This is a genomic window from Promicromonospora sp. NPDC110617, from assembly GCF_055598465.1.
The window spans coordinates 78,274-104,353 of the sequence record NZ_JBVKBM010000004.1; the positions used below are offsets into that span (position 1 = coordinate 78,274).

The following is a 26,080-nucleotide window of genomic DNA, read 5'->3' on the forward strand; positions in this document are numbered from 1 at the left end:
CCCGGCGGCGGCCCGCCTACTCGTCCAGGTAGGCGACGTCGCCGTTCGAGCTGCGCATCTCGACGGTGCGGGTGGCGTCCGGGTCCACTGGTCCCTCGACGATCTCGTCGCCGTTCGAGGTCTGCATCGTCAGGGCGACCGGCTCGCCGTCGCCGTGCACCGTGATCCGGCCGTTGCTGGTCTCCGCGTAGACGTTCCCGGCCACGGCCGAGATCTCCACCGACCCGTTGCTGGTCGTCGCCGAGGCGTCGCCCGTCACCGACTCGACGGTGATCCGGCCGTTGCTGGTGTCGCCGGTGACCGTGCCGTCCACGTCCCCCACGGAGATCTCGCCGTTGGAGGTGGAGACCTCCACGTCGGCGCCCGCGTTCGCGACCGTGATGTCGCCGTTGCTGGACCGGGCCGACAGCGGGCCACCGAGGTCGGCGGCCTCGACCCGGCCGTTGCTCGTCCGGACGGACATGTCGCCGGCCACGCCGCTCGCGACGACGTCGCCGTTCTCGGTGCGGATCACCACCGCCGTGTCGGCGGGCAGGGTCACGTCGAGCTCCCCGGAGCAGCGGGAGAAGATGACGGACCACCCGCAGCGGTGCGTGATCTCCAACCGGTTCGCGGACTCGTCCGCCGCGTACCGCGGCTCCCGCACGCCGCTGTGCGCGACGGCGTCCACCGCGATGTCGCCGTCGGCCGCGGTGACGGTCACGTCGCCGTCGGCCACCAGCTCGACGGTCCCCACGGCGCCGTAGGTGTGCTTGGTCGTGGTGGTCTCGGACATCATCAGGTCGACGAGGAACAGCGCCCCGAAGCCGACGACGACGACACCGAGCACCACGCCCAGCGTGGTCAGCACGCGGGCGGTCGCGCCGCGCTGCGGAGGGCCGGGCGCGTACCCGGCGTCCTGGGGGTAGCTGTCGGGAGCGGGCTGGGTCATCAGCGGGATCCGTTCTGGTCGAGCCAGCGCAGCACGGCGAGCACCCGGCGGTGGTCGTCGGCGGCCGGCGGGAGGCCGAGCTTGGTCAGGATGTTGGTGACGTGCTTCTCCACCGCGGCCAGCCCCACGACGAGGCGGTCCGCGATGGCGGCGTTGGAGCGTCCCTCGGCCATGAGCGCGAGCACCTCGCGCTCGCGGCGGGTCAGGACGTCGAGGTCGGAGCCGGGATGGCGGGCGATGATCTGCGTGACCACCTCGGGGTCCACGACGGTGCCGCCCCCGGACACCCGGGCTACCGCGTCGAGGAACTCGTCGACGTCGGCCACGCGGTCCTTGAGCACGTAGCCCAGGCCGCGCGCGCCGCGCGCGAACAGCTCGCTCGCGTAGCTCTGCTCCACGTACTGCGACAGCACGAGCACCGGCAGGTCCGGGTGCAGGCTGCGCAGGTGCACGGCCGCGCGCAGCCCCTCGTCGGTGTGCGACGGCGGCATGCGGACGTCGGTGACGAGCAGGTCGGGCAGCTCGGCGTCCGGTCGCGACAGCGCCAGGACCAGCTGGTCCGCCGTGCCGTACCCGGACACCTCGTGCCCCTCCGCCGCGAGCAGGCGGGTGAGGCCGTCCAGGAGGAGGACGGAGTCCTCCGCGATCACGATGCGCACGGGACCTCCACGGTCAGGCGGGTTCCCGCGCCGGGCGGGCTGTCGAGCTCGAAGGTGCCGTCCAGGGCCGCGACCCGGCCACGCAGGCCGGCGAGCCCGCTGCCGGGCGAGAGCCCGGCGCCGCCGCGGCCGTCGTCCGACACCGCGACGCGCAGGCGCACCGGGTGGTCGTCGGGCACGAGACTCGCGTGCACCAGGACCATGTCCGCGCTCGCGTGCTTGGCCACGTTGGTCAGGGCCTCCGCGACCACGAAGTACGCCGCGGCCTGCGCGGCCGCGCTCGCGGGCGAGAGGTCGCCCGTGACCTCCACGCGCACCGGGACCGGGCTGCGGCCCGCGAGCGCGGACAGGGCCGCGTCGAGCCCGCGGTCGGAGAGGACGGCGGGGTGGATGCCGCGCACCAGGTCGCGCAGCTCGGCGAGGGTCTCCTTGATCTCGCGGTGTGCGAGCTCCAGGGCGGCGACGGCGTGCTCGGGGTCCTTGTCGGCCAGGCGGCGGGCCACGCCGAGCTCGACGCCGAGGGCGACCAGGCGCTGCTGGGCGCCGTCGTGCAGGTCGCGCTCGATGCGGCGGCGCTCGGTGTCGGCGGCGGACACCGCCGCGGTGCGGGACTCGGTGAGCACCACGGCGCGCTCGCGGGCGGTGTGCGCGGCGGCCTCGGCCACGCGCGTCTCCCGCTCGGCGGCGGCGGCCCGGGCGTGGGCCACCTCGGCCGCGGACGGGCCGAGCAGCACCGTGGACAGGCGCACCATGAGGTACGACCCGTACTGCGCGAGCGCGGCCGCCGCCCAGACGAGCACGACGGCGCCGCCGAGGGCGCCGGCGACCGTCGCGGGCCAGGGCAGGCCGGACCACTGTGCGAGCGCGCTGTCCTGGCCCACCAGGGTGAACACGACGGCGGCGACCGCCGCGGCCGCCAGGGCGGTCGTGACCGAGAAGAACACGCAGGTCGTGAGCATCCCGAGAAAGGCGTGGAGCGTGGCGGCCCAGGCGCGGTCGTCGCGGACGGGCGCCCACAGCCGGGACCAGAACGTGGGGTGGGCCGGCGCGGGCGCCGGCTGCGGGGCGGGGACCCGGACGCCGGTCTGGCGGGCGACGCGGGCACGCTCGGCCGTGCCGAACCGCCGGGCGACGACGAGCCAGAAGGCGAGCATCGGCACCCCGATGCCCAGCGCGGGGACGAGCCCGGCCGAGACCAGGACGAGGATCCAGAGGGTCAGGCCGGCCGTCAGGTGCCAGATCCAGCCCACGGCGAGCGCGGCGACGGCGCGCCGGGTCGCGGGGTCGTACGGGCCCCGGAGGAATCCCGCGCCCGAGGTCAGCGCGGGGGCTACCTGGTCCGCGAGGGTGCGGGGCGGGGGCGCCGGCGTCGGGCCGTCATCGCTGGTCATGGACACGACACTAGGCGGGCCGGCGCCCCCGGCACATTGAGTGACCCCACCGGGTGCGGGTGGGGTTTTCCCTACCTCCGCGCGGCTCAGGCGAAGGCGCTGGTGCCCGTGATCTCGCGCCCGATGATGAGGGCCTGCATGCTCTCGGTGCCCTCGTAGGTGTGCAGGGCCTCGATGTCGGCGAAGTGCCGGGCCACGCGGTTCTCCAGCAGGATCCCGTTGCCGCCCAGCAGGTCGCGGGCGATCGATGCGATCTCGCGGGCGCCGCGCGTGCAGGTGTACTTGGCGAGCGAGGCCTGCGGCCCGGTGAGCTGCTCGGCCTCGTCGAGCCGCGTCATCTGCTTCACCAGGAGCTGCATCTGCGTGAGGATCGACAGCATCTTCGTGAGGCGCTCCTGCACCATCTGGCTCGCGGCGAGCGGACGGCCGAACTGCACGCGCTGCTTGGAGTACGCCACGGCGGTCTCGTAGCAGGCGATGGCCTGCCCGACGGCGCCCCAGGCGACGCCGAGCCGGGTGGCGAACAGCACGCGGCCGGTGTCCTTGAACGACCGGGACTTCGGCAGCAGGCTGTCGGCCGGCACGAACACGTCGTTCAGCACGATGTGCGCCTGGTGGATGGCGCGCAGGGAGAGCTTGCCCTGGATGGTCGTGGCCTCGTAGCCGGGGGTGTCCTGGGGGACGATGTAGCCGTGGACCTGGCCGTCCTCGCCACGGGCCCACACCACGGAGATGTCGCCGATCGAGCCGAAGCCGATCCACTTCTTCTCGCCGTTGATCACGTAGCCCTCGACGCCGTCGCGCGTCTCCTTGACGGCGGAGGTCTCCAGACCCACGGAGTCCGAGCCGTGCGTGGGCTCGGTGAGCGCGAAGGCGCCCAGGATCTCGCCGCGGGCCATCGGGCCGGCGTACTTCTCGATCTGCTCGTCGGAGCCGAGCATCACGATCGAGCGCAGCGCGAGACCGCCCTGCACGCCGCAGATGGTGGTCACGGAGCCGTCGCCGCGCGACATCTCCATCGCGGACAGGCCCTCCGCCATCTTGGAGATCTTCGGGAAGCCGGGCACGTCCACGCCGTCGCGCAGGAAGTCCAGCTCGGCCATGCGCTTGACCAGGTCCATCGGTACCTCGTACCGCTCCCAGTAGCCGTCGATGACGGGCAGCACCTCGTCCTGCACGAACTGGCGGACGGCGAGCTGCTGGGCCCGCTCCTCCGCCGTGATGTCGGCGAACACGCCGGCGAAGTCGATGTCGAGCGGTTGCGAGACGTCGTAGGCGGGCGCCGTCACCCCTGGGGTCTGAGTCATGCCTCCCATGGTGCGCCGGTACCGGATCTCAGGTCAAGCGATACTACGTCTCACCCGATCGGGCTCTCGGCATGGCGGCAGGCGCGCCCGTGCGCCCACGGCTGCGGCCGGGTGCGCACCCGTTCGCCCGACGCCGCGGCACGCCGCACCTCGAGCTGGAGGTACTGGTCCTGCGCCGCCTCGGCCACGGAGTACGGCGCCGCCGCCCCGTGCAGCACGTGGTCGGCCATGTCGGCCACGATGCGCGCGATCGACAGCTCGTCGTCGGGCAGGCGGGCCGGGCGGAACGCGTTGCGGTACAGCCACTCGCCGTCGAGCGTGTACCCGCGCAGAAACAGACCCTCGTGGCTGCCGGCCCCGCCCGCGGCCACGCGCTCCAGCGCGGAGCGGCGGGGCAGCCCGTCGGCTCCGACGCGGCGCACGACGTCGTCGCGCAGCTCGCCCCGCTCCCCGCGCACCAGCAGCGCCGGGGAACGCACCCAGGAGCGGTACTGGACGTCGTCGAACTCGTAGGTGCCGAGCCGGTCGCCGAAGTCGAGCCACGCCGTCGCGTGCACCGTGTCGACCAGGGCGAGGTCGTCGGAGTCGGCCGCCCGGCTGGGGCTCGGCAGCACCCGGCGGGCGTCGCGCCGGGCGGTGATCTCGACGTCCTCGAAGCCGGCGCCCAGGGCGCGGCGCAGCACGCTGATGCCGTGGTAGTCGTGCGCCACGGCGACGTGCGCGTCGGTCACGGCGCCGAGCAGGCCGGACGCCGCGACCGTGAGCTGCGTCTCGATCAGCGGCTCCAGGTGGTACTGCTCGGCCACGTGCACGCAGGCGCCGTCGTCCACGAGCCGCTGCAGCGCGGCCAGCTCCTCGACCGTGCCGGCCGCCGGCGTCTCCGTGAGCACGGGGACGCCGGCGGCGGCCAGGTCGCGGATCACCGGCTGGGCCGCGCCCGCGGGGAGCGTCAGCAGCACGAGGTCCGGGGCGCCGCCGTCGAGCAGCTCCCGCACCGAGGCGAAGACCGGGGCGGGGAGTCCCGGCAGCCCGGCGGCCGGCAGGCCGCGCGCGGCCAGCGCCTCGCGGTCCGCCGCGTTGCGGGTGGCCACCCCGGCCACCGCGAAGCGGTCCGGCAGGGCGTGCAGCACCCGCAGCATGGTGCGGGCGCGAAAGCCCGAGCCGACGATCCCGATCCTGGCCGTGCGCTCCTGTGCGTTCACGAGCGCCGACGGTACGCGACCGGCCGGGCGGTCAGGCCGTCGCGACCGCCGTGCGGTCCGGGCCGGCGTTCTCCCGGCGGCTGATGCGCCACCACGCGAAGAAGCCGAACAGCGTGAACGCCCCGTAGATCACGTACATCAGCGCGGTGGCCCAGTACCCGGCCGAGAAGAGCAGCGGCACGCCCACGAGGTCGACGGCCACCCAGATCAGCCAGAACTCGACCCAGCCCTTGGCCATGCCGTAGGTGGCGAGCACCGAGCCCGTGAAGATCCAGGCGTCGGCCCAGACCGGCTCGTAGGAGCCGAGGGCGCGGAACAGGGGGGTCAGGAGCAGGGTGCCGGCGAGCATCCCGGTCACGAGGCCGATGCGGACCCGCCACGAGGCCCAGCGGGGGTGCACCGCGACCGTGCCGGCGCCGCCCGCCCGCTGGGTCTGCCGCCAGCGGTACCAGCCGTAGATCGAGACCGCGATGAACATGATCTGGCGGGCGGCCTGGCCGAGCATGTCCGCCCGGCCCGTCTCGCCGAACCAGGAGCCCATGAAGACGGTGAAGAGCAGGATGTTGCCGACGATGCCCACCGGCCACGCCCACACCTTGCGGCGCAGGCCGCCCAGTGCGGAGGCCAGGCCGAACAGGTTGCCGATGACCTCGCGCCAGTAGATCTGCTGGTCGCCGACCAGGAACGTCGCGTCGTAGGCGGCGCGGAACCAGTCCATGTCTCTTCCCTCTTCCGAAGTCCGCACACGGGACTCCGGGGTGAGGGCCGGCGCGCCACGAGGGCGCCGACGACGACACGGTGCCGGGACCCCGAGGGGTCGACGGCGCGCGCCGCACGTGCTTCCTCCCATCCGGACTTTCACCGTCGGTCCTGGAATCTCACCAGGTCAACCGGGTTCTCCCGAAGGAGCACCCGGGTCGCGGACTATCACCGCCGGCTCGGAATTTCACCGACCCCGGAGCACGTGTGCAACTGCTGCTGCACGATGTCTAACGGAACACAGGATGCCACGGCGGCATTCCCGCCGGCACCCACCCGTGTCAGACGAGCGCGTCCCGGACGGCGCGGGCCACCTCGTCGGGCCCGGCCACCCCCTCGACGACGGTGACGACGACGCGGCGGGTGACCGGGGTGCCGTCGTCCGCCAGGGGGCTGGCGGCGGTGCCGAGCACGGCGGCGCGCCGCAGGTCGGCGAAGGCTTCCTCCAGCTCGGGCCGCAGCTCCAGCGACGGCGTGCGCAGCCAGCGCCGCAGGATCGCGTTGTGCACCGCGACCACCGAGGCCGCGAACGCGATCGACGCCGTGGAGGCGGAGCGCTCGGGCGGCAGGGTGTCGCGCAGGTAGTGCGTGAACGCCCGCTCGTAGCGGTGCGTGGTGACGAGCTCGCGGTCGCGCAGGGCCGGGACCTGCTGCAGCAGCGCGTACCGGGCCAGCGAGGTCTCGCGCTGGCCCACGTGGTGGTCGAACACCATGCGCGCCGCGCGGCACACCTCGAGGTACGGGTCGACGTCGGGGTCCCAGCCGCGCCCCAGGTCGTGGCCGGCCTCCTCGCTCGCCCGCGCGTCGGGACGGGTCGCGGCCAGCATGACCACCACCTCCTCGAGCAGCAGCTCGTGGTCCGCGAAGACCACGTCCTCCTTCGAGCGGAACCGGCGGAAGAACGTCGCGCGGCTCACCTTCGCGGCGTCGGCGATCTCCTCGACGGTGGTTCCCTCGTACCCCTGTCGGGTGAACAGGTCCACCGCAGCGTCGACTGCCTGCGCGTGCGTGTGGGTACGGACGGCGGTCATGCCAGGCAGGCTACCGCGTGCCCCCCGGGCGCCGTGAAGAGTCTTTGAGCGAGGAATGCGGTTCATGATGCGAATTTTCCCGTTTGCCGGAGATCTTCCCTGACTGCAGTCTGCGCAGGTAGCGCACCTCGCGCACGGCCGTCAGCAGGCCGAGAACACCGGGTACCGCGGACCACGGGTGACCGAGGACCACACTCACCAGGCACACCAGAAAGATCACCCCGCCGACGACGACGGTGGCGAGGCTTCCCCATCGGATCCCGGTCACGCGGTTGAGCGTAGTCTGCTGCGCGTGACCGAGACCGCAGCCCGTCCCGTCGTCGACGTCTACGTCGACCCCATGTGCCCCTTCGCCTGGATCACGTCGCGCTGGGCCCTCGAGGTGGCCCAGATCCGCGACGTCGAGCTCACCTTCAAGCTGATGAGCCTCTACCTGCTCAACAAGGACCGGGACATCCCCGACGACTACCGGGCGCGCATCGAGCGCTCCCGCGGCATCGGCCGCATCGCGGCGGCCGTGCAGACCGACCACGGTCCCGAGGCGTTCTCCGCCTTCTACACCGCCGCCGGCACGCGCATCCACAACCAGCAGGACAAGGCCTTCGACGACGTGGCCGTCGCGGCGCTCGCCGAGGCCGGCCTGCCCGCTGAGCTCGCGGAGGCCGCCACCTCGGAGAACTACGACGAGGAGCTCGCGGCCTCCCACGAGGCCGGCATGAAGCCGGTCGGGGACGACGTCGGCACACCGACCATCCACGTCGACGGCGTTGCGTTCTTCGGCCCGGTGCTCACGCGCATCCCGCGCGGCGAGGAGGCGGGCGCGCTGTTCGACGCCTCCGTGGCGCTGGCGCGATACCCGTACTTCTACGAGATCAAGCGGTCGCGCACCACCGACCCCCAGTTCGACTGACCGACGGCCCCAGAGGAAACATGACTCTCGACCTGCGTATCTTCACCGAGCCCCAGCAGGGCGCCACGTACGACGACCAGCTCGCCGTCGCCCAGGCGACCGAGCGGCTCGGGTTCAGCGCGTTCTTCCGTTCCGACCACTACCTCGCCATGGGCGACCGCGACGGCCTGCCCGGCCCCACCGACTCCTGGATCACGCTCGCCGGCCTCGCCCGCGAGACGTCCACGGTGCGGCTCGGCACGCTCGTCTCCTCGGCGACGTTCCGGCACCCCGGCGTGCTGGCCATCCAGGTGGCGCAGGTGGACCAGATGTCCGGCGGCCGCGTCGAGCTGGGCCTCGGCACCGGCTGGTTCGCCGCCGAGCACACCGCCTACGGCATCCCGTTCCCCGAGAAGCGGTTCGGCATCCTGGAGGAGCAGCTCGCCGTCGTCACCGGGCTGTGGGGCACGCCCGTGGGCGAGACGTTCTCGTTCTCCGGTGAGCACTACCAGATCACCGACTCGCCCGCGCTCCCCAAGCCCGCGCAGGCGAAGATTCCCGTGCTCGTCGGCGGCGGCGGCCCGCGCCGCACGCCCGCCCTGGCCGCGCGGTACGGCGACGAGTACAACCAGTCCTTCCCGGAGATCGACGCGATCGGCCCGCGGATCAAGGTGGTCGAGAAGGCGCTGTCCGACGCCGGGCGCGACCCCGGCTCGATCATCCAGTCGGTGGCGCTGGTGACCGCGATCGGCCAGGACGAGGCGGAGTTCACCCGCCGCGCCGCCGCGATCGGGCGCGAGCCCGGCGAGCTGCGCGAGCACGGCATCGCCGGCACGGTCGCCGAGGCCGTGGACCGCCTCAAGGCCCTGGAGGCCGAGGGCGTCCAGCGGGTCTACCTGCAGGTGCTCGACCTGGCGGACCTCGACCACCTCGACCTGGTCGCGCGCGAGGTGCGTCCGCAGCTGGGCTGACGCCGCTCCCGCCGGATTCCCGGGCCGCCCCGCCACCGCGGGGCGGCCCGTCCGCTTCAGCGGGCCGTCGCGGTGAATGTTCCCTAGGGTCGTCTCAGCCGCTCCGCGACACACCCGGGAGAAGTCATGCAGAGCCTTTCTCGTGCTGCCCGTGCTTCCCTGGCCGCCACGGCGCTCGCAGCCGGGGCCCTGGTCGGTCCGGCCGCCTCCGCCGACGACGGTTTCCGGCGGGGGCCGGACCCGACCGAGGCGAGCATCGAGGCGCCGCTGGGTGCGTTCGACGTCGGCGTCGCCGTCATCTCCCGGGCGGCCGCCGTCGGGTTCGGCGGCGGCACCGTCTACTACCCGACCGACACCTCGGAGGGCACGTTCGGCGCGGTCGCCGTCGCGCCGGGCTACACGGGTACCCAGGCGGGCATCGCGTGGCTCGGTCCGCGGCTGGCCTCGCAGGGCTTCGTCGTCGTGACGATCGACACGTTCACCGGCGGCGACTCGCCCGCCAGCCGCGGCGACCAGCTCCTCGCCGCGCTGGACCAGCTGCGGGCCACCGCGGTGGCGGACCGGATCGACCCCGCGCGGCTCGCCGTGATGGGCCACTCGATGGGCGGCGGCGGCAGCCTGGAGGCGGCGAAGGACCGGCCCGCGCTGCGGGCAGTCGTGCCGCTCACACCGTGGAACGTGGACAAGACGTTTCCCGAGGTCAGCGCGCCCACCCTGGTGATCGGGGCCGAGCGGGACACGGTCGCCCGGGTGCGCCTGCACGCCGAGCCGATGTACGAGTCGCTCCCGGCCGGTGGCGACAAGGCCTACCTGGAGCTGCGCGGCGCGGCGCACGACGCGCCCAACTTTCCCGACACGACCATCGCCCGGTACAGCATCTCGTGGCTCAAGCTTTACGTGGACGACGACGAGCGCTATGCCCGGTTCCTGTGCCCCGCGCCCCAGCCGGACGAGCAGATCAGCGAGTACCGCGGCACGTGCTGACCCGGCCGTGCCCGTTGGCCTATAGGATCCGCGCGACATTCCCGTTGCGAGATCAAGGACAGAAGCATGCGACTCGGCTGGACGCTGCACGGTGACGGCGCACGCATCACCCCCGGAGAGGTGGTCGCCCCGCACGAGCGGCTGAGCTGGCCACGCACGGTCGGGATCGGCCTGCAGCACATCGTCGCCATGTTCGGCGCCACCTTCCTGGTGCCCATCCTCACCAAGTTCGACCCGGCGACGACGCTGTTCTTCTCGGCGATCGGCACCGTCGTCTTCCTGCTCATCACGGGCAACAGACTGCCGAGCTACCTGGGGTCGAGCTTCGCGTTCATCGCGCCCATCACCGCGGCGACGGCATCGGGCGGGCAGTCGGTGGCCCTCGGCGGCATCCTGGCCACCGGCCTGCTCCTGGCGCTCGTCGGCGCGGTGGTGCACTTCGCGGGGCCGCGCTGGATCCAGGTCGCCATGCCGCCCGTGGTCACCGGTGTGATCGTGGCGCTGATCGGCCTCAACCTGGCGCCGGCCGCGTGGACCAACTTCCAGGCCGCACCGCTCACCGCCGTCGTCACGCTCGCATCGATCATCCTGATCCAGGTGCTGTTCCGGGGCCTCGTCGGCCGGCTGGCCATCCTGCTGGGCGTCGCGATCGGGTACGTGTTCGCCGCGACGCGCGGCGAGATCGACTTCACGGACGTCAGGAAGGCCGACTGGCTGGGCCTGCCGCACTTCGTCGCGCCCTCGTTCGACCCGGGCGTGCTCGGCCTGTTCCTCCCGGTGGTCCTGGTGCTGATCGCGGAGAACGTGGGCCACGTGAAGTCCGTGGCCGCGATGACCGGCCGCGACTACGACAAGCTCACCGGCCGCGCCCTGTTCGCCGACGGCCTCGCGACCACCCTCGCCGGCCTCGGCGGCGGCTCGGGCACCACCACGTACGCGGAGAACATCGGCGTCATGGCCGCGTCCCGCGTCTACTCCACCGCGGCGTACTGGGTGGCCGCGTTCGGGGCCCTGGTGCTCAGCCTCTCGCCGAAGTTCGGGGCGCTGATCGCCACCGTCCCCGCCGGGGTCCTCGGCGGTGCCACGACCATGCTCTACGGGATGATCGGCATCCTCGGCGCCCGGATCTGGGTGCAGGCGAAGGTCGACTTCTCTGACTCGGTGAACCTGACGACGGCGGCCGTGCCGCTGATCATCGGCATCGCGAACTTCACGTGGACGGCCGGCGACCTGCAGTTCGGCGGCATCGCGCTGGGCACCGCGTCGGCCCTGGTCATCTACCACGTCATGCGCGCGATCGGCCGCTGGCGCGGCACCGCCCAGGGCTGATCCCACCACGTGTCAGACGTACAGGTCACTCGGGTGACCTGTACGTCTGACCCGGGTATGGACAGCGGGCTGAACACGTGATTAGCATGTTGAACATGCGTTCAGCCCGCTCCGGACCGGCCGATCCCGAGGACCTCACCGCCCGGGCCCGGATCCGCGACGCCGCGATCCACCGGTTCGCGGTGGACGGTTTCGGCGCGCCCGTCCGGGCCGTCGCCGCCGACGCCGGCGTGAGCGCCGGCCTGGTGATGCACCACTTCGGCTCGAAGGACAAGCTCCGCGCCGAGTGCGACGCGCAGGTGCTGGCCACGATCCGCCGGCTCAAGCAGGAGAACGTCGAGATCGTGGCGTCCGGCCAGAGCTTCTTCCAGCGGTTCGCGGCCGCCGAGGAGAACGCGCCCCTGGTCGGGTACATCCTGCGGTCCATGCAGGACGGCAGCCCGCTGGCCCGCGAGTTCATCGACCACATGGTCACCGACGCCGTGGGCTACACGCGGGAGGGGGTGGCCGCCGGCGTCATCCGGCCCAGCCGGGACGACGTCGCGCGCGCCCGCTACCTCACGCTCTCGTCCCTCGGCGCCTTGCTGCTCGAGGTGACGCTCAGCCCGCCGGCGGACCCGGCCGACCTCGTCACCATCGTCCGCAACTACCTCACCAGCAGCTACCTGCCCATGATGGAGCTGTTCACCGAGGGCTTCCTCACGTCTCGCCGCATGCTCGACGAGTACCTCCTGTACGTGCCCGACCCGCCGCCGTCCGACGAGGTGGCGCCCACCCCTGCCTCAGGCTGACCGGACCGCCGGTCGAGCGCCGCCCTGCCACGTCTCCATCCCGACGTCAGAGAGCGAACCAGCCATGACCAGCACCACATCGAGCGCCGTACCCGCGATCGAGATCCACGACCTGCACAAGTCCTTCGGCGCCGTGAAGGCGCTCGACGGCCTGAACCTGACCGTCCGTCCCGGTGAGGTCCGCGGCTTCCTCGGCCCCAACGGCGCCGGCAAGTCGACCACCATCCGTGTGCTGCTCGGCCTGCTGCGGGCGGACTCCGGCAGCGCCCGGCTGTTCGGCGGGGACGTCTGGCGGGACGCCGTCGAGCTGCACAAGCGCATCACCTACGTCCCCGGCGACGTCAGCCTGTGGCCCAACCTGACCGGCGGGGAGTGCATCGACTACCTCGCCCGCCTCAGCGGCCGCACCGACCGGGCGCGGCTGCGGGCCCGCAAGGCGGAGCTGCTGGAGCGCTTCGAGCTCGACCCCCGCAAGAAGGCGCGCACCTACTCCAAGGGCAACCGGCAGAAGGTCGCCCTGGTCGCGGCCTTCCTGACCGACGCCGAGCTCTACGTGCTCGACGAGCCCACCTCCGGCCTGGATCCCCTCATGGAGGCCGTGTTCACGGAGTACGTGCGCGAGGCGAAGGCGGCGGGCCGGTCCGTGCTGCTCAGCAGCCACATCCTGTCCGAGGTCGAGAAGGTGTGCGACACCGTGACGATCATCCGCAACGGCACCGACGTGGAGTCCGGCACCCTGGACGAGCTGCGCCACCTCACCCGCACGAGCGTGACCGCCGTGGTGGGCGGCGACCCGTCCGGCGTGACGGCGCTGCCCGGGGTCCACGACGCGGTCACCACGCCGGCCGACGGCGGCACCCGCGTCACGTTCGACGCCGACAACGCGCAGATCGGCGCCGTGCTCTCCGCCGTCACCGCGCTCGACGTGCGCAGCCTCACCGCGACCCCGCCGTCGCTGGAGGAGCTGTTCATGCGCCACTACGGCGACGTGCTCGACGCCGACGCCGCCACCGGTACCGGGGCCGACGCCGCGAAGGCGGGTGCGCGATGAGCGCGGCCGTCGCGACGCCGTCGGCCCCGGTCCTGGCCCGCCCGGCGTTCGGTTCGACGCTCACGGGGACCGGCACGCTGCTGCGGTTCATGCTCCGCCGGGACCGGATGCGGATCCTCTGGTGGACCCTCGGTGTGACGTTGCTCTACGCGGGCGGCCTCGGCGAGTACGTGCTCCTCGACGACCCGGCCGCCAGCGAGGCCCGCTCCGTGCTGGTCTCGTCGCCCGCGATGATCTCCATGACCGGTCCCGGCTACGGCATCGGCGACTACACGCCAGGCGCGGCCGTGGCGAACGAGTTCATCCTCTGGGTGGTGCTCACCCTGGCCGTCATGAGCATCCTGCAGGTCGTGCGGCACACCCGATCCGAGGAGGAGAGCAGCCGGTCCGAGCTCGTGCGCGCCGGCGTCGTGGGCCGGCACGCGCCGTCGGTGGCCGCCCTGCTCCTCGTGCTGATCATGAACGTGATCATCGCGCTGACGAGCGCGGCGGCGGTCGCCGCGCAGGGCTTCGACGTCGCGCAGTCGTTCGCCATGACCTTCGCCATCGCGCTCGGGGCGCTCGTCTTCGGGGCGGTGGCCCTCGTCGCCGCGCAGGCGTACGAGCACGGGAGGGGCGCCGTCGGCCTGTCGCTGGCGGTGCTCGGCGCCGCGTTCCTGCTGCGCGCGCTGGGTGACGTCCAGGAGGAGCACGGCAGCGTGGTGTCCTGGCTCTCCCCGATCGCCTGGGTGCAGCAGACGCGGGTCTTCGTGGACCTGCGGTGGTGGCCGCTCGGCCTGTGCGTCGCGGCGATCGTCCTGCTCCTCGTCCTGGCCGCCTTCCTGGGGTCGCGCCGCGACTTCGACGCCGGCCTGGTCGCCGTGCGCAAGGGGCGAGCGGACGCCGAGCCCACGCTGACCGGCCCGGCTCCGCTGGCCTGGGTGCAGCAGCGCGGCGCCCTGATGTGGACGGCGCTCGGCCTGGGCGCGATGTGGCTCGGCTCCGGCACCATCATCCGTGAGGTGCCGAACATGCTGGACGCCGTCGAGGGCAACCCCATGTACGCCGCCCTGCTCGGCAGCGGCGAGGACATGGTCCGGACCTTCCTCGGGATCTTCGGCCTCTACATCGCCGCCGGGGCGGCGGCCTACGGGATCGCGGCGACGCTCCGGGTCAAGGGCGAGGAGGAGTCCGGCCGCACCGAGCTCGTGCTGGCCGCACCGGTCTCCCGCGGGCGCTGGCTCGCGTCCACGCTGGTGGTCGCGCTGCTGGGCACGGTCGTGGTCCAGGTCACCGGTGCGCTCGCCCTGTGGGCCGGGGCCGCGTCGACGGGGTACGACGAGGTCCCGTTCGGGGACTACCTGGAGCTGGGCCTCGCCTACCTCCCGGCGCTCGCCGTGCTCGTGGGCCTCGCGGCCGCGCTCTACGCGTGGCTGCCGCGCGCGACGGGGCTGGCCTGGGTGATGGTCGGGTACGTCTTCCTCGTGGGCATGTTCGCCGACCTGTTCGACCTGCCGGAGTGGGCCCGCAAGATCTCGCCGTTCTGGTGGGTCGGCAACCCCGCGCTCGCCGACGTCGAGGCGGCCCGCCTGTGGGGCCTCGGCGGCGTCGCCGCGCTGCTGTTCCTGCTGGCGTTCACGGGGTTCCGACGACGGGACGTACCACGCGTCTGACCGTCGTCGGGCCGCTTGCCCCGGGCAAGCCTGGCTGTTCTCGGCATCCGCGTTCCGGTAGGGTTCAGGACGCCGTCCGGTGTCAGCAGGCAGGTTCGCACAGCCGCTCCCGGACCGTGCCCCCGCCGAGTCCAGTGAGGACGGACCGATGATCTTCAAGGCCGTAGGAGACGGCCGCCCGTACCCCGAGCACGGGCGGACGCGGACCCGTGACTGGGTCGACGTGCCGCCACGCCAGGTGCGGCTCGACGAGCTGGTGACCACCAAGCGCACCCTCGACCTCGACCAGCTCCTCGCGGAGGACTCCACGTTCTACGGTGACCTGTTCGCCCACGTCGTGGAGTACGAGGGCACGCTCTACCTGGAGGACGGCCTGCACCGTGCCGTGCGCGCCGCCCTCCAGCAACGTCCAGTCCTGCACGCTCGCGTGCTCACCATCCGCTGACCTCAGGTAGGTTCGTCGCGTGACATCCCCCGGGTACGACCAGGCGCGCGTGGAGCGCCGGCGCCGAGAGCACGAGCGCCAGGCCGTGGTCTTCGGTGTGCTCATCGCGTTCCTGGCGGTCTGCGGCATCTTCGCGCTCGCGGTCTACTCCGGCGCCATCAGCTCGCCGTTCAACCGCCCGTTCACCACGGTCGGTGTGGGGGAGCAGGAGACCTACCCGGTCCCGTGCCTGCCCCCGATCAAGGGCCAGCCCGACGGCGCCCTGCCGACTGCCTACTCGGACGTCGAGGTGCGCCTGCTGAACGCGTCGGAGGAGATCGGCCTGGCCAGCGCGCACGAGTCGGTGCTCGCGGACCGCGGGTTCAGCATCGTGGCCAAGGGCAACGTGCCGATGCAGCTCCAGGAGTCGGAGATCCGGTTCGGGCGCAAGGGGATCGTGCAGGCGTACACGCTCGCCGCGCAGTTCCCGGAGATCCGGCTGGTCCTCGACGACCGCACCGACCGCAAGATCGACCTGCTCATCGGCGAGGAGTTCGAGGCACCGCTCGACGTCGAGGACGTCGAGCTGGCGTCCGACCAGCCGCTGCTGAACGCCGAGGGCTGCGTTCCCGCGAAGTCGATCGAGCCGGTGGAGCAGGTCAAGCGGACCAAGACCGGCGACGAGGGCCAGCCCGCCAAGTAGGGTCTGTGCCGTGCTGACGCCGTCCTCGGGAGCAGTGGGCCTCGGCCGCGCGCTCCTGTGGGCGGCGGTCGTGCTCGCGCTGTCCCTGACCGCGCACTTCGAGGCCGGTGGTCATGTGCCGCCCGCCGAGGCGATCGCCCTGCTGGGCGCGCTGCTGCTCGCGGCCGCCGCGTTCGCGGTGCGGCGGCAGATCCGCTGGCCGGGCGGCCTCGCCCTGGCGGGCCTCGGCCAGTACGCCTCGCACCAGGCCTTCTCCTTCCTCGCCGGCGCCTGCCCGCCGTCCGCGCTGCCCGACGGCGGGATCGCGTCCGGGGCGCACGCGCACCTGGCCGGCGCCGTCCCCGGGGTGTACGGGGCGTGCGTCGGCGCCGCCGAGCCGGCGGCGATCGCCCCCGGGATGCTCGCGTGGCACGCAGCGGCGACCCTCGTCTCCGTCGGCCTGCTCGTGGGCGTCGAGCGGGGCGTCTGGCTGCTCGCGACGTGGCTGGTCCGGCCGCTCGCGGTGGAGCCCCTGCGGCTCCTGGCCGTGCGCCGCGCTCCCGTGCCGGTGCTGCTCCGCCCGGTGCCGGCCCGGGTGGACGTGCACGTGGCGCCGGAGCGCGGGCCGCCGTCGTCGGCACTGGCGATGCGCCTCGCGGCCTGACGGAGTCAGGCGGGAGGCGGGCCGCCGCACGCCCTCCCACCCACCTCGTACCGAAGGACCGAGCACATGACTCGCTTCAGCCTGCCCACCCGCCGCGCCCTCGCGGCCGTCCCCGCCACCGCCATCCTGGTGCTGCTGCCGACCGCGGCGTACGCCCACGTCGGTGTGAGCCCCGACACGACCGCCGCCGAGAGCTACGCGAGCCTCACGTTCCGCGTGCCGACCGAGTCGGACACCGCGTCGACGGAGCAGCTCGTCGTCGACCTGCCCACGGACACCCCGTTCCTCAGCGTCACGCCGCGCAGCCTGCCCGGCTGGGACGTCGAGGTGGAGGTCGAGAAGCTCGACGAGCCGTTCGAGGTCGAGGGCGCCACCGTCGACGAGGCCCCCGCGCGCGTCACCTGGACGGCCCAGAAGGGCCACGAGGTGCCGCCGCACGAGTACCAGGAGTTCGCCGTGCGGGTCGGGGCCCTGCCCGCGGAGGGCACCGAGGTGGTGCTCCCCGCCCACCAGACGTACACCGACGGCAGCGTCGTCGACTGGGACGACCTGGCCGGTGACGACGGCAAGGAGCCGGAGGCGCCCGCGCCCCTGTTCACGACCACCGCCGCCGAGGGCGACGGGCACGGCGGCGGCCACACGGACGCCGCGGCGTCCGGCACGGACGGTGCCGCGGCGGCCGCCGACGAGCCCGCCGTCGACCCCGTGGGCCGCTGGCTCGGCGCGGCCGGGATCCTGGTCGGCGCCGTCGGTATCGGCGTCGCGCTGGTCACCCGCCGCCGCGCCTGACGGCCGTCGGGGTGGCGGTCCCGCGTGCAAGACTGGAGCTCACGCGCCGGACGACGGGCGCGTGAGCAGCACCGCAGGAGGACCGTGACCGCCACCCCGACGCGCAGGCAGCGACTACGTGCCGAGCTGTTGCGTGACGCGCGTGCCGCCGGCCGCCGGCTCCTCGCCGAGCACGGGGTGGACGGCGTGACGATGGTCGCGGTCGCCAAGGAGGTCGGGATCGCCGGCCCGGGGCTGTACCGGTACTTCGAGGGACGCCCCGGGCTGCTCGCCGCCGTCCACGACGACACGCTCGACGAGCTGATCGCCTACCTGGAGGTCGCGGTCGGGCGGCAGCCGGACGACGACCACGCCGCGCGCCTCCACGCCGCGACGCACGCGCTGTTCGTGTGGTGCCGGGCCCACCGGAACGAGTTCGACCTCCTGCTCGGCGCCGACGCACAGCACGCCGTCGGGGCCGCCGGTGCGGCCCGGCCGCACTTCGTGCACCGGCTCGGCTCCGTGTTCGTGCCGACCTTCGCCGCCCTGTGGCGGGCGGGCGTCCCTTTCCCGGCGGACGCCGACGTCGCCCCCGGCCTGGCGCCGGAGCTCGACACCTACCGGGCGGTGCTCACGCAGGACAGCCCGAGCGTGGCCGAGGAGGTCCCCGTGGGTGTGGTCCACACGATCATGGTGTTCTGGCGCCAGGTCTACGGCCTGCTCTGCATGGTGGCGTACGACCAGCTCGACTACGCGTTCGGCAACTTCGACGCGATGTTCGACGACATGATGCGCGGTCTCCTGGCCTCGCTGGGGCTGCGGCCCAGCAGCCGGGTCCGCCTCGTCGAGCCCTGAATTCCTCGCCCCGGAGCCGGTTGTCCGGATAGAGTGCGGCGCCGGTCACTTCGGAGTTTTCGCCCGGGACGGGGGTCGGATGGCGCGTGATCTGCGACAGGACGCGCTCGAGGCCGCGCGCCGTCTCCTGGAGGCCGACGGCGTCCGCGGGGTCACGATGTCCGCCGTCGCCCGCGACCTCGCCGTGGCGGACGTCGAGCTGGGCCGCGCCGGCGTGGACCGCGTGGCGCTCCTGGAAGCCCTGTACGAGTCGACGATGGACCGCCTGCTGGCGTTCCTCGGCGCGGCGGTGGCCCGGCAGGACCCCGACGACCTCGCGGCGCAGGTCGAGGCGGGCACGCACGCGATCGTCGTCTGGTGCGGCACGCACCGCGCCGAGTTCGACCTGCTCATGGGGCCGGGCTTCCGGCAGGCCGTCGGCGCCCGGGCGGCCGTGCGGCAGAGCGTCGCCTCCCGGCTCGGCGGCGCCTGGGTCCCCCTGTTCGACCGGGTCCGGCGTACCGGGGCGCCCTGTCCGCCCGACGCCGACATCCCGCCCGAGCTGGCCGCCCAGCTCGGCGTGTACCGGCGGCTGCTCCTGCGGTCCAACCCCGCGATGGGGGACGACCTGCCGCTGGGCGTCGTCTACCTGATGACGGTGGGCTGGCGGCAGATCTTCGGCTTCCTGTGCATGCTCTCGTTCGACCCGGCGGCCCGGCCCGTGAGCGCGTTCGGCGACGCGATCGCCCAGCTCAACCTGTCCCTCCTGGAGCTGGTGGGCCTGGTACCGAGCCCGGCGGTGCGGCTGGTCCCGGTGCCCTGAGCGGCTGGACGCTGCACCCTCGAACACTGTTAGATGGTCTACGGAATGCGGCCCCAGCGCGTGTCGGCGACCTACCCGGGAGAAGTGTGAGCGAGCAGGACACGGACGACGACGCCGCACGCCCCGACGGTCCGGCCGGGCAGCCCGCGCCGTCCTTGCGGGCCGTGGTCCGCGCCGAGCCGGGGGAGCGGTCCGTGCGCCGGATCGCCGTGGTCGCCGCGATCACTGCGTGCGTGCTCTGCCTCACCCTCGTGGCGTTCGCGCCCACCCTGGTCGGGACCATCACGGAGGCCTTCGGCGCGCAGGCCGAGGGCCAGGGCACGGACGACGACGGCGCCGGTGCGTCGCCCGGGGCGAGCGAGTCCGCCACCGCCGAGCCGTCGGCCGAGGTCTCGGAGCGGCCCACGCCGTCCCCCTCGCCGTCGCCGGACCGGTCCCGCGCGGGAGCTGAGCAGGGGACGGACGGCTCGGACGGCTCGGACGGCTCGGACGGCTCGGACGCGCAGGCGGGCACCGGCCAGGGGCCGGGGCAGGAGGTCGGGCCGGAGCCGGAACCCGAACCGAAGACCCCGCCGAAGACCGAGGAACCCGCCGCCCCCGAGCCGGACCCGGACACCCGGACCTGTGGGGGCTGCGCGTACACGGCGCACGAGTCGGGCTACGAGCTCCGGCCCAGGTGGCAGGTGACCGGCGACGTGGTCCGGATGGGTGTCGACTGGAAGGCAGGCGCGGGCATCGACGTGACCCACGAGATCTGGGTCTACTTCGTCGCCGAGGGCGACAGCCAGATGAACGCGATCCAGGCGCAGTCCGCGACGACGGCGGCGACGACGGGATCGGGCTCTTCCGGCTGGGTCACGATCACGGCGGATCTCACGGTGGGCGAGTCGTACGAGGTGGTGACGACGGCGCGTCCGACCTCGGGCACGTACTTCGTCACGTTCCCGGAACCGACCAGCCCGCCGTTCACGTACTGAGCTCGGCCGCCGAACGGCCGGGAAGGGGAACGGTGGAGGAGCTACGACGGGGCGACCCGACACGCCTGGGCGACTTCGAGCTGCTGGCCCGGCTCGGGGCGGGCGGCATGGGGGTCGTGTACCTGGGCAGGTCCCCCGGCGGCTTCAGGGTGGCGGTCAAGGTGGCGCGGGCCGAGCTCGCGGACGAGCCGGAGTTCCGCCGCCGGTTCGCCCACGAGGTCAGCGCCGCGCGCCGGGTGGGCGGTTTCTACACGGCGCAGGTGGTGGACGCTGACCTCGACGCCGTGCAGCCCTGGCTGGCGACGGCGTACATCGAGGGGCCCTCGCTGGCCGACGCCGTGGCCGAGCGCGGACCGCTCCCGACGGCGGAGGTCGTCGCCCTGGGGGCGGGGATGGCCGAGGGGCTCGCGGCGGTCCACGCCCAGGGCATCGTGCACCGCGACCTCAAGCCCGCGAACGTCCTCCTCGCGTCGGACGGCCCGCGCCTCATCGACTTCGGCATCGCGCGGGCGCTGGACGAGACGTCGTACACGCCGAGCCACACGGTCCTGGGCACCGCGGCCTTCATGTCGCCCGAGCAGGCCGCCGGGCAGCAGGTGGACCAGCGCAGCGACATCTTCGCGCTCGGCTGCGTGCTGGCCTACGCGGCGCTCGACCGCCGTCCGTTCGGCAGCGGGGCAGCCGACGTGGTGGCCTACCGCGTGGTCCACGCGGAGCCCGACATCGGGGGGCTCGACGAGCCGCTGGCCGGCCTGGTCGCCCGGTGCCTCGCGAAGGATCCCGGCGCCCGGCCCGGGCTCGCGGAGATCGTCGAGCGGCTCGGCGGGACGGCGCCGCCGCCTGCCGCACCCGCCCGGGCGGCGGCGCCGACCCTCCCCGTCGCACCCGTGGGCGCCCCGGAGGTGGCCCTGGACCTGACCACGCCCGGCATGCGGCTGGCCCGGAGCGCGACCTACCTCCTGCGCCTGCTGCTGATCCCGCTCGGCCTGGCCGCGACGGCGGTCTTCGGGCAGGTGCTCTCGCTGCTCACGCCGAGCCTGTCGGACCTGGTCTGGCACGCCGTCCCGCTGGCGGCGGTGCTCGTCGTGCTGTTCCTGGCGACGCGGCGGCGGCACAAGGTGCACGACCGGATCCTGGTGGGCGAGCACGGGCTCACGCTCGTCGACTCCCGGTGGCTGCGCCTGCGCAACCGGTCGTTCTTCCTGCCCTGGGTGCGCCTGACGAGCGCGCGCCTGGCCGACGAGGACGACCTGTACGCCGTGGTGGTCGCCTTCAAGACCGAGCAGGGCCCGGCGGACCTCTGGGGCCGGGCGCACGCTGCCTACCGCTACGGGGACGGCTACGTGCTGACCTGGCTGCGCGTGCGCACGGCCGCGCAGTCCGCGGTCGTGGCCGACCTGCGGACTGCGCTCGCGCGCCACGGCGGCGCCCTCGTGCCGGAGGGGGCGCCGCCCACCGTGTAGGGCGGCGCCCCGTCGGGCGCCGCCGCCCACAGGGGCGTCAGCCCACGCGGAGCAGGGCCTGGACCGGGGTGTGGTCGCTCGGGTAGCGGCCGTCCCTGGTCCAGGTGTTGATCGCCGCCGAGCGGACCTCGATGCCGGGCGTGGCCAGGATCCAGTCGATCCGCGTGCCGTCCGGGTTCGGCGTCCCGTAGTTGGGGAACGTGCCCACGTACGGCGTGAGCTGCCGGTCGGCGGTGAGCCACGTGTCCTGGAGCCCGCCCTCGGTGACCAGCACGTCGTACGGGGCGGAGGCCTCCGCCGCGGCGTTGCAGTCGGCGGTGAAGACGACGGGGAGGCCGGCTTCCGCGACCTGGTCGCGCACCACCTGGGCGCTGCGGACGCGCGCGTTCTCGGCCTGGTGGTCGAAGTGCGAGTTGACGTGCACGAAGTCGCGGCCCGTCACCCTGTCGTGCAGCTCGGCCCAGGTGACGATGCGGGTCACCGTGTTGCCCCAGGTGGCGGAGCCGATCAGGTCCGGCGTGTCGGACAGCCAGAACTGGTCCCACCACTTCACGGTCAGGCGGCTCGCGTCGTAGAAGATGCCGGAGTACTCGCCGCCCGCGCCGCCGTCGCGCCCGAAGCCCACCATCTCGTAGTCCCGCCCCAGCCCGGCCTCGACCGCGACGAGCTGGTGGAACAGCACCTCCTGCACGCCCAGGATCGTCGGCTGCTCCAGCCGCAGGAACGCCGTGGTGAGCGGGGCGCGCTCGGGCCAGTAGTCGGGCTGGCCCGGCTGCGTCTGGCCCACGCGGTCGTAGCGGACGTTGAAGCTCATGGCGTGCAGGAGGTCGCCCCGGGCGGGGCCGATCACCGGCCTCCCGCTGGGCGCCGGCCGCGCCGCGGCCGGGCTCGCGAGGGCGGCCGAGACGCCGAGGGCGCCGACGGCGCCGGCCGCGCCGAGCAGGGTGCGGCGCGAGACGCCGGCGGTACCAGGGGTGATGGACATGCGCTCTCCTCCGGATCAGGGGGTTGATGCAGGTCAACCCGACCAGGCCCAGGTGAGCACGTCCAGAACGTCGTATGGCGAGTGGGCGAATTACGCGGCTTGCGCGCCCGGAAACGACGATGACGCGAGACATCGGTGATGTCTCGCGTCATCGGACTGCGGAGGATGGGGGATTCGAACCCCCGAGGGCGTTAACCCAACACGCTTTCCAAGCGTGCGCCATAGGCCACTAGGCGAATCCTCCTCGCGTGCCGCATCGAGACGGGCACGCGACCACGGACCGGAGTCTGGCGCGGCCTGACGAGGATACCGGACGCTGCGCTCGGACAACGAATCGGAGACCAGGGCCGCTGCTGTGAGGTCGCGGACAGCGGTTCCGGCGCGGTTCGGTCCGGGCGTCCGGATCGGTTAGGCTTGCGGCAGACCCCTCGTGCGGCACCATCTCGCCGAACTCCCCCAGGGCCGGAAGGCAGCAAGGGTAAGTGAGCTCTGGTGGGTGTGCGAGGGGTCCTTTCATGCCCGGGATCCGGGCGGCTCGCCACGATGTGGACGGCTTTTCGTCCGCATGATGGGATTTACCCGGTGGGGATTGGCTTCGACGTCGTCCGATGACGCACGATGTCCGCATGACCCGCACCCGGACCCCCGCCACGACGTCGCGCACCTGTCGCGACGCCATGTGTCGCGGCCGCGTGCGTGGCGGGCGAATGCGCGAGCGCTGACAGCGCCGCACGTTCCCGCGGTCCCGCCCGGACCGCCCCGCATCGTCCCGAGCTCGCCACGTTGCTGATGGCCGTGGCCCGCCGTCGTCTTCCATCCTCGGCCTGCGCCTGACGCAGGCCCCCCGCATCCTGAGCACAGGCATACCCGCGCCCGTGCGCCCGAGAGGACCACCCATGTCTCGTTTCACCTCCGTCCTGACCACCGGCCTCGCCGTCACCGCCGTCCTGGCGCTGAGCGCCTGCGGCGGCGCCGACGAGGCCGCGCCCGCCACCGGCTCGGCCGACGACCCGGTCCGCATCGGCGTCGTCAACTCCGGCGACGACTACTGGACCACGTTCACCGACCTGGCCGAGGAGGAGGGCATCAGCGTCGAGCTGGTGAACTTCAGCGACTACCAGCTCCCCAACCAGGGGCTGACCGACGGCGACCTGGACCTGAACCAGTTCCAGCACCTGCAGTTCCTCGCCAACTACAACACCGCCACCGGGTCGGACCTCACGCCGATCGCGGCGACCGCCGTCTACCCGCTGGGTCTCTACTCGCTGAAGCACGACAGCGTCGAGGACATCCCTGACGGCGGCGAGATCGCCATCCCCAACGACGACACGAACCAGGCCCGCGCGCTCCTCGTGCTGCAGGAGGCCGGCCTGGTCGCCCTGCGCGACGGCGGGAGCGCGTTCTCCACGCCGGCGGACGTGCTGGAGGACGAGTCCAAGGTGACCGTCACCCCGGTCGACGCCGCGCAGACGGCGCTCGCGCTGCAGGACGTCGACGCCTCGATCATCAACAACGACTTCGTGGGCGACGCCGACCTGACCGCCGAGGACGCCATCTACTCGGACGACCCGGACTCCTCCGCCGCCGAGCCGTACATCAACGTGTGGGTGGCCCGTGGGGCCGACGCGGACAACGAGGTGTTCCAGCAGCTCGTCGAGATCTACCACTCCCCGGAGGTCGAGGAGGGCGTGATCGAGGCCTCGGGCGGCACCGGCGTGATCAAGGACAACTCGGCCGCCGAGCTGCAGGAGATCCTGGCCGGCATCCAGGAGGACGCCTCCTGATGCCTGCGGCGACCAGCAGCATCATCCGGTTCGAGGGTGCCAGCAAGGTGTTCCCGGGCCGGGGGAAGGGCGCCGAGGTGCGCGCCGTCGACGACGTCACGCTCGACATCCGGGCGGGCGAGATCTTCGGCGTCATCGGGCAGTCCGGGGCCGGCAAGTCCACCCTGGTCCGGCTGATCAACGCGCTCGAACGCACCACCGGCGGCGACGTGGTGGTCGACGGCCTCTCGCTCGGCTCGCTGAGCGAGGCGCGCCTGCGGCCGGTCCGGGCCGGGATCGGGATGGTGTTCCAGCAGTTCAACCTGCTGGCCTCCCGGACCGTCTCGGGGAACGTCGCCTACCCGCTGGAGGTTGCCGGCTGGTCGCGCGCGAAGCGTGACGCGCGGGTCGCGGAGCTGCTGGCGTTCGTCGGCCTGGCGGACAAGGCGGACGTCTACCCGTCCACGCTGTCGGGCGGGCAGAAGCAGCGTGTCGGGATCGCCCGCGCGCTCGCCACGAACCCCCGCATCCTGCTGGCGGACGAGGCGACGTCGGCCCTGGACCCCGAGACCACGCGCGACGTGCTGGACCTGCTCCAGCGCGTCAACCGTGAGCTCGGGATCACCGTGGTCGTCATCACGCACGAGATGGACGTGGTGCGCTCGATCTGCCACCGCGTCGCGGTGATGGAGCGGGGGCGCGTCGTCGAGGTGGGCGAGGCCTACCAGGTGTTCAGCGCGCCCACGCACGACACGACGCGGCGGTTCGTCGCCACGGCGCTGCGCGACCGGCCCTCGCCCGAGGTGCTGGCGCGCCTGCGGACGCGGCACACCGGGCACATCGTGACCGTGGGCGTGGACGAGGTGGCCGGTTCGTCGGCCGTGCTCACGCGCACCCTGCGCGAGCACGGCGTGGACGGCACGGTCGTGTACGGCGGCATCACGGAGGTCGCGGAGCGGCCGTACGGGTCGCTGACGGTGGAGCTCGTCGGCGACGGCGGCTCCGTGGAGGCCGCGGTCGCGGCGCTGCGCGCCGTGACCTGGGTGGACGATCACGGGAGGGCGGACGCATGAGCGCGGACTGGGAGCGGCTGACGCCGCTGCTCTGGGAGGCCGCGGGCCAGACGGCCTACATGGTGCTGATCACGCTGCTGATCGGCGGGTTCCTGGGCCTGGCGCTCGGGCTCGGGCTCTACCTGACCCGCCCGGGCAACCTGCTGCAGCACCGGTTCGTGTTCGCCGTGCTGAACCTCGCGGTGAACATCGTGCGGCCCATCCCGTTCATCATCTTCCTCGTGGCGCTCGGCCCGCTGACCCGGGCCGTCATCGGCTCGACGATCGGCATCGAGGCGTTCACGTTCGCGATGTCCATCATGGCGACGTTCGTCTTCGCGCGGCTCGTGGAGCAGAACCTCGTCTCGATCGACCCCGGTGTGGTCGAGGCGGCGCGGGCCATGGGGGCGTCGCCCCTCCGGATCGTGCGCACCGTGCTGGTCCCCGAGGCGCTCGCCCCGCTGATCCTCGGGTACACCTTCCTGTTCGTCGGCGTGCTCGACATGTCCGCGATCGGCGGCTACCTCGGTGCCGGCGGCCTGGGCGACTTCGCGATCGTCCAGGGCTACCGGCAGTACGACTGGGCGGTGACCGCCGTCGTGGTGGTGATCATCGTGGTGATCGTGCAGGCGGTGCAGTGGCTCGGGAACGGCCTGGCGCGGCGGGCGCTGCGCCGCTGACGTGGGAGAGTGTGGCCC

General features: G+C 73.1%; 27 protein-coding genes, 1 tRNA gene, 1 other RNA gene, 1 pseudogene and 1 riboswitch. Of the genes and pseudogenes, 20 read left to right on the forward strand and 10 right to left on the reverse strand.

What is annotated here, in order from left to right:
- Window positions 1–16: 16 nt before the first annotated feature.
- From ACZ7LE_RS22090 to ACZ7LE_RS22125, 8 genes are all read right to left on the reverse strand, one after another.
- The gene (locus ACZ7LE_RS22090; protein ID WP_470405397.1) at window positions 17–931 is read right to left on the reverse strand and encodes a DUF4097 family beta strand repeat-containing protein; all 915 of its coding nucleotides are present in this window, start codon (window positions 929–931) and stop codon (window positions 17–19) included.
- Window positions 931–1,590: a LuxR C-terminal-related transcriptional regulator gene (locus ACZ7LE_RS22095; protein ID WP_470405398.1), complete on the reverse strand. Its 660-nt coding sequence runs from the start codon at window positions 1,588–1,590 to the stop codon at window positions 931–933. The genes ACZ7LE_RS22090 and ACZ7LE_RS22095 overlap by 1 nt, the downstream gene beginning before the upstream one ends.
- Complete coding sequence (locus tag ACZ7LE_RS22100) at window positions 1,578–2,981, reverse strand: sensor histidine kinase (RefSeq protein WP_470405399.1); 1,404 nt, start codon at window positions 2,979–2,981, stop codon at window positions 1,578–1,580. Before ACZ7LE_RS22100 ends, ACZ7LE_RS22095 begins: the two co-directional genes overlap by 13 nt.
- Window positions 2,982–3,067: 86 nt before the next feature.
- On the reverse strand, window positions 3,068–4,288 hold the full coding sequence (locus tag ACZ7LE_RS22105) for an acyl-CoA dehydrogenase family protein (RefSeq protein ID WP_470405400.1): 1,221 nt from the start codon (window positions 4,286–4,288) through the stop codon (window positions 3,068–3,070).
- A gap of 50 nt (window positions 4,289–4,338) precedes the next feature.
- Window positions 4,339–5,490 (reverse strand): Gfo/Idh/MocA family protein, encoded by a 1,152-nt coding sequence (locus ACZ7LE_RS22110; RefSeq protein ID WP_470405401.1) that lies wholly within the window; start codon window positions 5,488–5,490, stop codon window positions 4,339–4,341.
- A gap of 31 nt (window positions 5,491–5,521) precedes the next feature.
- Entirely contained in the window at window positions 5,522–6,208 is a 687-nt protein-coding gene (gene pnuC / locus ACZ7LE_RS22115; protein WP_470405402.1) for a nicotinamide riboside transporter PnuC, read from the reverse strand.
- A gap of 114 nt (window positions 6,209–6,322) precedes the next feature.
- A riboswitch (FMN riboswitch) is annotated at window positions 6,323–6,458 on the reverse strand.
- A 72-nt stretch (window positions 6,459–6,530) separates the two neighbouring features.
- The gene (locus ACZ7LE_RS22120; RefSeq protein ID WP_470405403.1) at window positions 6,531–7,280 is read right to left on the reverse strand and encodes a TetR/AcrR family transcriptional regulator; all 750 of its coding nucleotides are present in this window, start codon (window positions 7,278–7,280) and stop codon (window positions 6,531–6,533) included.
- Between the two features lie 10 nt (window positions 7,281–7,290).
- Window positions 7,291–7,548, reverse strand: a complete 258-nt coding sequence (locus ACZ7LE_RS22125) for a hypothetical protein (RefSeq protein WP_470405404.1) — start codon at window positions 7,546–7,548, stop codon at window positions 7,291–7,293.
- 24 nt (window positions 7,549–7,572) lie between these two features.
- Between ACZ7LE_RS22125 and ACZ7LE_RS22130 the strand changes: the two genes are divergently transcribed.
- The 16 genes and pseudogenes from ACZ7LE_RS22130 to ACZ7LE_RS22205 all read left to right on the forward strand — a co-directional run bounded on the left by ACZ7LE_RS22130 (window position 7,573) and on the right by ACZ7LE_RS22205 (window position 21,582).
- Entirely contained in the window at window positions 7,573–8,190 is a 618-nt protein-coding gene (locus tag ACZ7LE_RS22130; protein ID WP_470405405.1) for a DsbA family protein, read from the forward strand.
- Window positions 8,191–8,210: 20 nt separating this feature from the next.
- Entirely contained in the window at window positions 8,211–9,140 is a 930-nt protein-coding gene (locus ACZ7LE_RS22135) for an LLM class F420-dependent oxidoreductase (protein WP_470405406.1), read from the forward strand.
- A 126-nt stretch (window positions 9,141–9,266) separates the two neighbouring features.
- Window positions 9,267–10,124 carry a poly(ethylene terephthalate) hydrolase family protein gene (locus ACZ7LE_RS22140; RefSeq protein ID WP_470405407.1) on the forward strand — a complete coding sequence of 286 codons (858 nt, stop codon included), beginning with the start codon at window positions 9,267–9,269 and terminating at the stop codon, window positions 10,122–10,124.
- Window positions 10,125–10,190: 66 nt separating this feature from the next.
- The gene (locus ACZ7LE_RS22145) at window positions 10,191–11,453 is read left to right on the forward strand and encodes a uracil-xanthine permease family protein (protein WP_470405408.1); all 1,263 of its coding nucleotides are present in this window, start codon (window positions 10,191–10,193) and stop codon (window positions 11,451–11,453) included.
- A gap of 95 nt (window positions 11,454–11,548) precedes the next feature.
- Window positions 11,549–12,244 (forward strand): TetR/AcrR family transcriptional regulator, encoded by a 696-nt coding sequence (locus ACZ7LE_RS22150; RefSeq protein ID WP_470405409.1) that lies wholly within the window; start codon window positions 11,549–11,551, stop codon window positions 12,242–12,244.
- Window positions 12,245–12,398: 154 nt separating this feature from the next.
- A pseudogene (locus ACZ7LE_RS22155) lies at window positions 12,399–12,758 on the forward strand (ATP-binding cassette domain-containing protein); the annotation flags it as partial.
- An 18-nt stretch (window positions 12,759–12,776) separates the two neighbouring features.
- Window positions 12,777–13,295 (forward strand): ATP-binding protein DrrA1-3 family domain-containing protein, encoded by a 519-nt coding sequence (locus tag ACZ7LE_RS22160; RefSeq protein ID WP_470405724.1) that lies wholly within the window; start codon window positions 12,777–12,779, stop codon window positions 13,293–13,295.
- Complete coding sequence (locus tag ACZ7LE_RS22165) at window positions 13,292–14,947, forward strand: ABC transporter permease (protein WP_470405410.1); 1,656 nt, start codon at window positions 13,292–13,294, stop codon at window positions 14,945–14,947. The genes ACZ7LE_RS22160 and ACZ7LE_RS22165 overlap by 4 nt, the downstream gene beginning before the upstream one ends.
- 148 nt (window positions 14,948–15,095) lie before the next feature.
- Window positions 15,096–15,392, forward strand: coding sequence for a type II toxin-antitoxin system VapB family antitoxin (locus ACZ7LE_RS22170; protein ID WP_285107916.1), 297 nt, complete (start codon window positions 15,096–15,098; stop codon window positions 15,390–15,392).
- A gap of 19 nt (window positions 15,393–15,411) precedes the next feature.
- Entirely contained in the window at window positions 15,412–16,074 is a 663-nt protein-coding gene (locus tag ACZ7LE_RS22175; RefSeq protein ID WP_377228133.1) for a LytR C-terminal domain-containing protein, read from the forward strand.
- Between the two features lie 10 nt (window positions 16,075–16,084).
- The gene (locus tag ACZ7LE_RS22180) at window positions 16,085–16,717 is read left to right on the forward strand and encodes a hypothetical protein (protein WP_470405411.1); all 633 of its coding nucleotides are present in this window, start codon (window positions 16,085–16,087) and stop codon (window positions 16,715–16,717) included.
- Window positions 16,718–16,783: 66 nt separating this feature from the next.
- Complete coding sequence (locus tag ACZ7LE_RS22185; RefSeq protein WP_470405412.1) at window positions 16,784–17,506, forward strand: YcnI family copper-binding membrane protein; 723 nt, start codon at window positions 16,784–16,786, stop codon at window positions 17,504–17,506.
- 84 nt (window positions 17,507–17,590) lie between these two features.
- Entirely contained in the window at window positions 17,591–18,340 is a 750-nt protein-coding gene (locus ACZ7LE_RS22190; protein ID WP_470405413.1) for a TetR/AcrR family transcriptional regulator, read from the forward strand.
- 79 nt (window positions 18,341–18,419) lie between these two features.
- Complete coding sequence (locus ACZ7LE_RS22195) at window positions 18,420–19,142, forward strand: TetR/AcrR family transcriptional regulator (protein WP_470405414.1); 723 nt, start codon at window positions 18,420–18,422, stop codon at window positions 19,140–19,142.
- Window positions 19,143–19,228: 86 nt separating this feature from the next.
- The gene (locus tag ACZ7LE_RS22200) at window positions 19,229–20,119 is read left to right on the forward strand and encodes a hypothetical protein (RefSeq protein ID WP_470405415.1); all 891 of its coding nucleotides are present in this window, start codon (window positions 19,229–19,231) and stop codon (window positions 20,117–20,119) included.
- Between the two features lie 32 nt (window positions 20,120–20,151).
- A complete protein-coding gene (locus ACZ7LE_RS22205) occupies window positions 20,152–21,582 on the forward strand; it encodes a serine/threonine-protein kinase (protein WP_470405416.1) in 1,431 nt (476 codons plus the stop codon).
- A 37-nt stretch (window positions 21,583–21,619) separates the two neighbouring features.
- Here the strand turns inward: ACZ7LE_RS22205 and ACZ7LE_RS22210 are convergent, their stop codons facing one another.
- Window positions 21,620–22,567 (reverse strand): endonuclease/exonuclease/phosphatase family protein, encoded by a 948-nt coding sequence (locus ACZ7LE_RS22210; RefSeq protein ID WP_470405417.1) that lies wholly within the window; start codon window positions 22,565–22,567, stop codon window positions 21,620–21,622.
- A gap of 159 nt (window positions 22,568–22,726) precedes the next feature.
- A tRNA-Ser gene (locus ACZ7LE_RS22215) sits at window positions 22,727–22,811 on the reverse strand.
- A gap of 175 nt (window positions 22,812–22,986) precedes the next feature.
- On the opposite strand from ACZ7LE_RS22215, the gene ffs reads away from it, so the two are divergent.
- The 4 genes from ffs to ACZ7LE_RS22235 all read left to right on the forward strand — a co-directional run bounded on the left by ffs (window position 22,987) and on the right by ACZ7LE_RS22235 (window position 26,062).
- Window positions 22,987–23,083: signal recognition particle sRNA small type (ffs, locus tag ACZ7LE_RS22220), an RNA gene on the forward strand.
- A gap of 380 nt (window positions 23,084–23,463) precedes the next feature.
- On the forward strand, window positions 23,464–24,351 hold the full coding sequence (locus tag ACZ7LE_RS22225) for a MetQ/NlpA family ABC transporter substrate-binding protein (protein ID WP_470405418.1): 888 nt from the start codon (window positions 23,464–23,466) through the stop codon (window positions 24,349–24,351).
- On the forward strand, window positions 24,351–25,403 hold the full coding sequence (locus ACZ7LE_RS22230) for a methionine ABC transporter ATP-binding protein (RefSeq protein WP_470405419.1): 1,053 nt from the start codon (window positions 24,351–24,353) through the stop codon (window positions 25,401–25,403). The genes ACZ7LE_RS22225 and ACZ7LE_RS22230 overlap by 1 nt, the downstream gene beginning before the upstream one ends.
- Window positions 25,400–26,062: a methionine ABC transporter permease gene (locus tag ACZ7LE_RS22235; protein WP_470405420.1), complete on the forward strand. Its 663-nt coding sequence runs from the start codon at window positions 25,400–25,402 to the stop codon at window positions 26,060–26,062. The genes ACZ7LE_RS22230 and ACZ7LE_RS22235 overlap by 4 nt, the downstream gene beginning before the upstream one ends.
- The last annotated feature ends 18 nt before the right edge of the window (window positions 26,063–26,080 follow it).

What these genes read in the sequence shown, in the direction of transcription:
- ACZ7LE_RS22090 (WP_470405397.1), bottom strand. Translation starts at nt 931, where the DNA reads ATGACCCAGCCCGCTCCCGACAGCTACCCCCAGGACGCCGGGTACGCG.
- ACZ7LE_RS22100 (WP_470405399.1), bottom strand. Translation starts at nt 2,981, where the DNA reads ATGACCAGCGATGACGGCCCGACGCCGGCGCCCCCGCCCCGCACCCTC.
- ACZ7LE_RS22105 (WP_470405400.1), bottom strand. Translation starts at nt 4,288, where the DNA reads ATGACTCAGACCCCAGGGGTGACGGCGCCCGCCTACGACGTCTCGCAA.
- pnuC (WP_470405402.1), bottom strand. Translation starts at nt 6,208, where the DNA reads ATGGACTGGTTCCGCGCCGCCTACGACGCGACGTTCCTGGTCGGCGAC.
- ACZ7LE_RS22120 (WP_470405403.1), bottom strand. Translation starts at nt 7,280, where the DNA reads ATGACCGCCGTCCGTACCCACACGCACGCGCAGGCAGTCGACGCTGCG.
- ACZ7LE_RS22135 (WP_470405406.1), top strand. Translation starts at nt 8,211, where the DNA reads ATGACTCTCGACCTGCGTATCTTCACCGAGCCCCAGCAGGGCGCCACG.
- ACZ7LE_RS22140 (WP_470405407.1), top strand. Translation starts at nt 9,267, where the DNA reads ATGCAGAGCCTTTCTCGTGCTGCCCGTGCTTCCCTGGCCGCCACGGCG.
- ACZ7LE_RS22145 (WP_470405408.1), top strand. Translation starts at nt 10,191, where the DNA reads ATGCGACTCGGCTGGACGCTGCACGGTGACGGCGCACGCATCACCCCC.
- ACZ7LE_RS22150 (WP_470405409.1), top strand. Translation starts at nt 11,549, where the DNA reads ATGCGTTCAGCCCGCTCCGGACCGGCCGATCCCGAGGACCTCACCGCC.
- ACZ7LE_RS22165 (WP_470405410.1), top strand. Translation starts at nt 13,292, where the DNA reads ATGAGCGCGGCCGTCGCGACGCCGTCGGCCCCGGTCCTGGCCCGCCCG.
- ACZ7LE_RS22170 (WP_285107916.1), top strand. Translation starts at nt 15,096, where the DNA reads ATGATCTTCAAGGCCGTAGGAGACGGCCGCCCGTACCCCGAGCACGGG.
- ACZ7LE_RS22185 (WP_470405412.1), top strand. Translation starts at nt 16,784, where the DNA reads ATGACTCGCTTCAGCCTGCCCACCCGCCGCGCCCTCGCGGCCGTCCCC.
- ACZ7LE_RS22195 (WP_470405414.1), top strand. Translation starts at nt 18,420, where the DNA reads ATGGCGCGTGATCTGCGACAGGACGCGCTCGAGGCCGCGCGCCGTCTC.
- ACZ7LE_RS22210 (WP_470405417.1), bottom strand. Translation starts at nt 22,567, where the DNA reads ATGTCCATCACCCCTGGTACCGCCGGCGTCTCGCGCCGCACCCTGCTC.
- ACZ7LE_RS22225 (WP_470405418.1), top strand. Translation starts at nt 23,464, where the DNA reads ATGTCTCGTTTCACCTCCGTCCTGACCACCGGCCTCGCCGTCACCGCC.
- ACZ7LE_RS22230 (WP_470405419.1), top strand. Translation starts at nt 24,351, where the DNA reads ATGCCTGCGGCGACCAGCAGCATCATCCGGTTCGAGGGTGCCAGCAAG.
- ACZ7LE_RS22235 (WP_470405420.1), top strand. Translation starts at nt 25,400, where the DNA reads ATGAGCGCGGACTGGGAGCGGCTGACGCCGCTGCTCTGGGAGGCCGCG.